This is a genomic window from Coprobacter sp., assembly GCF_982436375.1.
The window spans coordinates 1-5,396 of record NZ_CEWDCG010000197.1 but is presented as its reverse complement, the minus strand read 5'-3'; the positions used below and the strand labels follow the sequence as shown (position 1 = coordinate 5,396).

Sequence of the window (5,396 nt, the reverse complement as noted above, 5' to 3'; positions counted from 1 at the left end):
AACTTTTAAATCAAGAATCTGAAGATGTTTTCAACTGCTGATTCGCATTAATATCACATCTTTACAAAAAAACACATATCTTTGTTCATTAACCTTCAAAATAACAATAATGGAAAATTACAAAGTATCCGATAACAGGTACGATACAATGACTTATCGCCGCTGTGGTAAAAGCGGACTATTGTTGCCTCTATTTCTTTAGGATTATGGCATAATTTCGGAAGTGTAGATGTATTCAATAATTTCGTTCAAATTGCATATACAGCTTTCGATAACGGAATAACACATTTCGATCTGGCAAATAATTATGGCCCTACATACGGTTCGGCAGAAGAAAATTTCGGACAAATATTAAAAAAAGGATTAGGATCGTATAGAGACGAACTGATTATTTCTTCCAAAGCCGGATATGATATGTGGCCAGGTCCTTATGGAAACTGGGGAAGCCGCAAATATTTGATGGCAAGTCTGGATCAAAGCTTGAAAAGAATGGGAATCGATTACGTCGATATATTTTATTCTCATCGCCCCGATCCGGAAACTCCGATAGAAGAAACCATGTGTGCTTTGGCAGACATGGTACATCAAGGGAAAGCCCTATATGTAGGCATTTCGAATTATAATGCAGAGCAAACCCGAACAGCCATATCTGTTCTCAAAGAAATGAAAGTGCCATGTCTGATACATCAAGCCCGGTATTCGATGTTCGATAGATGGGTAGAACCCGAGCTGCTACAACTCTTAGATGAAAACGGAGTAGGCATGATCGCATTTTCGCCATTAGCTCAAGGTCTACTGACAAATAAATATCTACATGGGATTCCTGAAAATTCAAGAGCGGCAAAATCTACCGGACATTTACGATCAGATCAAGTTACAGAAGATAAAATTGCTAAAATAAAATTGCTAAACGATTTAGCGGAACAAAGAGGACAAACTCTCGCAGAAATGGCATTAGCATGGTTATTAAAAGACAATCGGGTAACCAGTGTCATCATCGGGGCAAGCTCAGTAACTCAATTAAAAGATAATCTAAAAGCCCTAGATAACGTGGAGTTTACTCCTGACGAATTATGCGAAATAGAAAATATTCTAAAATAAACTGTAAATCGAGAACAGAAACAACAGATTTATTCGATTGTTTATTCCAAAATACAACATTTACTCTAATAGAATTAGAGGGAGACAATAAAAAAGCCAGTCCTTTTTCGAACTGGCTTTTTACTATTTAACTAAGCGAAGAGAATAATTTAATTCAGAATCACTTTTTTCAAAATTCTCATTTAATAATATCAAAGTCGAGTCATTCTCATACAAGAAATTGAATATCTCATTTCCATTATCAGATTTCAATTGCCAGACTGTTGCGTTTATATCATTTGCGTCTCCCCTATGGGTATAACGTCTTCCCGTAGTTGTAAATATTGTATCTTTTTCCCCTGTTCCTAAATAAGCTTGTTGTAGGACAAATGTACCGTCTCCGCTATTTTGAGGAGCTGAAATCGTCAACGTGTAACGTATTCCGGCAGCATCGGCTGCAGGCAAAATACCCTCATAAATATACTTTACAGAATCTTCAGATACAGACGACTCCTGGACGACAGGACTTTTTTGTTTTGTATGTTTGCAGGCATCCAAAGAAAAGCCTAATATCAAAACAAAAATAATTATAACATACCTATTCATATCATACATTTTTTGTAAATAAACAAATAGCGGAAGATCTTGTTCATTATAACAAAAGAATCTTCCACTACAATACTAATCAATCTCTTTTATAAGGAATTCTATTATTATCGAGGAATATAACATTCCAACAACTTAACCGATTGTGTCGTCGATAGATCTATGAAGCTTGTGGATGCTGGAACTAAAACCGTCTCTCCCCGATGGAGCTCTGTCTTACATCCGTTATTATCAACCATAACAGCCTCTCCTTCCATACAAATATAAATAACGAAAGAATCCTTATCTGCAATTTCTCTCTTTACAGTCTTTTCACTATTTATCTCCAACAAATTCGTCGTAAAATAAGGACAATTGGCCAACAATACCGGTTCATTTTCTTGATGAGTATATTCTGTTTTCAGATCAGAATACATTTTATAATCAATTGCATCTTTTGCTAAGGCCGTATGCAATTCTCGCCCTTTTCCATTGGCATCTTTTCGATTATAATCATAAATCCGGTATGTAATATCAGAAGTTTGCTGTATCTCAGCAATAAATATCCCCTTCCCGATCGCATGAATTCTTCCTGCAGGCAAGAAAAATACGTCTCCACTCTTAACCGGATGGAATTGAAGGACATCCATAATCGTATTATTTTCTACCCGTTCGACATATTCATCCGGAGTAATTTGCTTAGAAAAACCTGAATACAACCCAGCTCCTTCTTGTGCAGAAATAACATACCACATTTCTGTTTTACCAAATGAATTATGGCGCTCTTTAGCCAACTTATCATTCGGATGAACCTGAATCGACAAATTATCCCTAGCATCGATAAACTTAATCAATAAAGGAAATTTATCTCCAAACCTATCCAAAACATGCTGACCGAGTAATTCAGCTCCTTTTTCTTGCATAAGTTCTGTTAGATTTTTCCCTTTATACTCTCCATTTGCAATAACTGAGACATTGTCCTTTACTTGAGAAATTTCCCAACTCTCACCGATTCCATCAAGCTTTGTGCTTAAATTTTTAAACTTGCAAATCTCACTTCCTCCCCATAAAATACTTTTGAGGATAACTTCAAATTTTAATGGATACATCATATTATTTTTCAGTTGACAATTAATATTTTTTCTTCCTTACCTCGATTATTATATAGTTCGACTCGATAAACGCCTGAAAATAGGCCATCTGTTTTTATTGAAATTTTAAACTTTCCTTCATAGATCTTTTTTCCAAAAATATTAAAAATAGCAATTCTATCAAAGTTTTTCAATGTATTCGACAAAACGACTTCATTATCTGCACCTTTATAATAAATCTCAGGAAACGACATTTGCACAGGAATACTCTCCTGATGATACATATCTACAGCTGTCACTGCATAAAAACGTTTTTTCAGAGAAGTTTCAAAAGAGCATCCACGTATTCCTGAAGCAATAATATTTGCCGGATCATTTGTATTTACCGGATAACTATCACTTCCATATAAAACATATTCCCGCACATTTGTTACAGAATCCCAATATAGAAAAGTCGATAGCGTTTTATATTCTACACACAAAGAATCAGGCGCACAAGGCAATGTTTTCCCCATGTAATTCATCGGAGGATATAATGCCGGATAGCGATATGCTTGTAAAATTGCTGTATATACAAACTTCTCGTTATTTATCAAATTTTCTAAACGATAGTAAGTTTGTCCCCCTGCACCATACCTGCGACCGTCATAAACTTGACGCATAAAATCTTGCAGTCGCCAATCTCCATCATTCACACAAAGCCTATATGCTCCTAATCCGGAAACTATCGGATGTCCCGCACAATGTTTTACCCAATCTATCAAAAAAGGATAAAAAGAACGCTCGGAAAAATACATCATCGGAACAATAAAGTCATGCTTATTCTGTTTCAGCCATTCTACCGGGTCTTGATGAACACTCTCTATTCCGCTCCACCCTAAAGAAGAAAATACCGGAAGCGTATTATATTTTCCGATGACAGCACTGCTTAATTTCACTGCCGGATCGATTTTCTTTATAGAATCATAAACCGTATATACGATTTTATTGATATTCTCTCTACGCCACTGATTCAAAGTCTTATCGGAAGAACCGTACTTCAGATATGTCTTCCTATCAGGAAAACCGGCTTTATCAGGATACCGAATATAATCGAGATGTATTCCATCCACACCATAATTCGAGACAATCTCTCCAGCAATAGATGCAAGGTATAAAGCAGTCTTCGGATTTCCGGGATCAAGATACCATTCTCTGTCCCAATATTTACACATATCCGGATATTTTAATACCACAGAACTTTTACCTTGATTTTTTATTTGACGGGAAGTCCCCAATGGCATGCAAACAAGCCAAGCATGACATTGAAGTCCTCTTCTATGACATTCTTCGACAACAAAACGGAGAGGATCATATCCGGGATTTTTTCCCGATATACCCGTAAGAACAGAACTCCATGGTTCATACCGAGAAGAATATAAAACATCGCCCCGCAATCGAGTCTGAAAAAAGACGACATTCATATTCATTTTTTGGACTTGATCCAGCAAATAACATAATTCTTCTTGTTGCCTTTTTATATCTTTTTCCGTTTTTATAATCTTTTTCGGCCAGTCCAAGCCCCAATTAGTAGTCAACCAAACCCCTCTTATCTCGTATTTAGGGGATGTCGCTTCTATACTTAAAAAAGAAAATAGGAAAAAGAAAAGCAATATATATTTCTTCAAACTAAAATACATCGTACAGTTATAAAATAGCAAACGAAGATACAGCATTTTACCTAAAACGAAAACTCCATATTTGAATTATTTCGGGAAAATATAAATTATGACACTTATTCCCGTTTTAGCTTTTCAAGGAATATTTTTTTTGTATTTTTGTACGATCTAACTCAAAAATCATGGGGAGTACATTCGTTTCCATTATCGAAATCATTGGAACATTGGCTTTTGCAATAAGCGGCATACGTTTAGCTTCCGCAAAACAGTTTGATTGGTTCGGAGCCTATGTCGTAGGATTAGTGACAGCGATCGGAGGCGGAACTTTACGTGATTTATTATTAAACCTTCCCCCTTTCTGGATGCAGAACAGTATCTATCTGACAGTAACAGGTATTGCTCTTGTCGCCGTCATCGTTTTCGGAAAATTTTTAATCCGTCTGCAAAATACATTTTTCGTTTTCGACTCTATCGGGCTGGCACTGTTTGTCGTTGTTGGTATTCAAAAATCATTAGCTGTAGGATATCCGTTTTGGGTGGCAATAGTTATGGGTACTATAACCGGTGCTTTCGGTGGAATAATTCGTGATATACTCATCAACGAAGAACCTCTGATTTTTAGGAAAGACATTTATGCGTTAGCCTGCATTGTTGGCGGAATATTTTATTGGGGGTGCTATACCTTGCAACTGCCGGACGAAATAACCCAATCTATTGCCGCAGCAAGTGTTATACTTACACGTTTTGCTGCAGTTAAATATCACTGGGGACTTCCTGTTCTACATGGGAATGATGATGAATCTAATTAGCAGAATTTCATGGAACGATACAAATCCAACATTTTTAAAGATAAGACATTTATCCAGTTAATAAAATTTGCAATTGTCGGATGCATAAATACAGGATTATCTCTGGCGATTTTTTACATATTGTATAATTGGATAGATATAAACGAGTATATATCTAATCTTATCGCTTATAT

General features: G+C 36.1%; 5 protein-coding genes and 1 pseudogene. 3 read left to right on the top strand and 3 right to left on the bottom strand.

The genetic code is table 11. From position 1 onward, the window contains the following. Positions 1 to 109 precede the first annotated feature (109 nt). Positions 110 to 1,101, top strand: a pseudogene (mgrA, locus tag AC1WHX_RS10170) (L-glyceraldehyde 3-phosphate reductase). A gap of 123 nt (positions 1,102 to 1,224) precedes the next feature. Here mgrA and AC1WHX_RS10165 read toward each other — a convergent pair. The 3 genes from AC1WHX_RS10165 to AC1WHX_RS10155 all read right to left on the bottom strand — a co-directional run bounded on the left by AC1WHX_RS10165 (position 1,225) and on the right by AC1WHX_RS10155 (position 4,423). Further along, positions 1,225 to 1,686 (bottom strand): copper resistance protein NlpE, encoded by a 462-nt coding sequence (locus AC1WHX_RS10165; protein WP_169721143.1) that lies wholly within the window; start codon positions 1,684 to 1,686, stop codon positions 1,225 to 1,227. Positions 1,687 to 1,793: 107 nt separating this feature from the next. After that, the gene (locus AC1WHX_RS10160; RefSeq protein ID WP_122337538.1) at positions 1,794 to 2,777 is read right to left on the bottom strand and encodes a type I phosphomannose isomerase catalytic subunit; all 984 of its coding nucleotides are present in this window, start codon (positions 2,775 to 2,777) and stop codon (positions 1,794 to 1,796) included. 8 nt (positions 2,778 to 2,785) lie between these two features. Beyond that, complete coding sequence (locus AC1WHX_RS10155; RefSeq protein ID WP_270214184.1) at positions 2,786 to 4,423, bottom strand: family 10 glycosylhydrolase; 1,638 nt, start codon at positions 4,421 to 4,423, stop codon at positions 2,786 to 2,788. Positions 4,424 to 4,596: 173 nt separating this feature from the next. Here AC1WHX_RS10155 and AC1WHX_RS10150 point away from each other — a divergent pair, with 173 nt between their 5' ends. Together AC1WHX_RS10150 and AC1WHX_RS10145 are read left to right on the top strand one after the other, a co-directional pair. Then, positions 4,597 to 5,223, top strand: coding sequence for a trimeric intracellular cation channel family protein (locus AC1WHX_RS10150; RefSeq protein ID WP_122304267.1), 627 nt, complete (start codon positions 4,597 to 4,599; stop codon positions 5,221 to 5,223). 9 nt (positions 5,224 to 5,232) lie between these two features. Continuing rightward, positions 5,233 to 5,396 (top strand): GtrA family protein (locus AC1WHX_RS10145; RefSeq protein WP_481229281.1); only part of this gene is annotated, 164 nt, incomplete at its 3' end.

What these genes read in the sequence shown, in the direction of transcription:
- AC1WHX_RS10150 (WP_122304267.1), top strand. Translation starts at nt 4,597, where the DNA reads ATGGGGAGTACATTCGTTTCCATTATCGAAATCATTGGAACATTGGCT.
- AC1WHX_RS10160 (WP_122337538.1), bottom strand. Translation starts at nt 2,777, where the DNA reads ATGATGTATCCATTAAAATTTGAAGTTATCCTCAAAAGTATTTTATGG.
- AC1WHX_RS10165 (WP_169721143.1), bottom strand. Translation starts at nt 1,686, where the DNA reads ATGAATAGGTATGTTATAATTATTTTTGTTTTGATATTAGGCTTTTCT.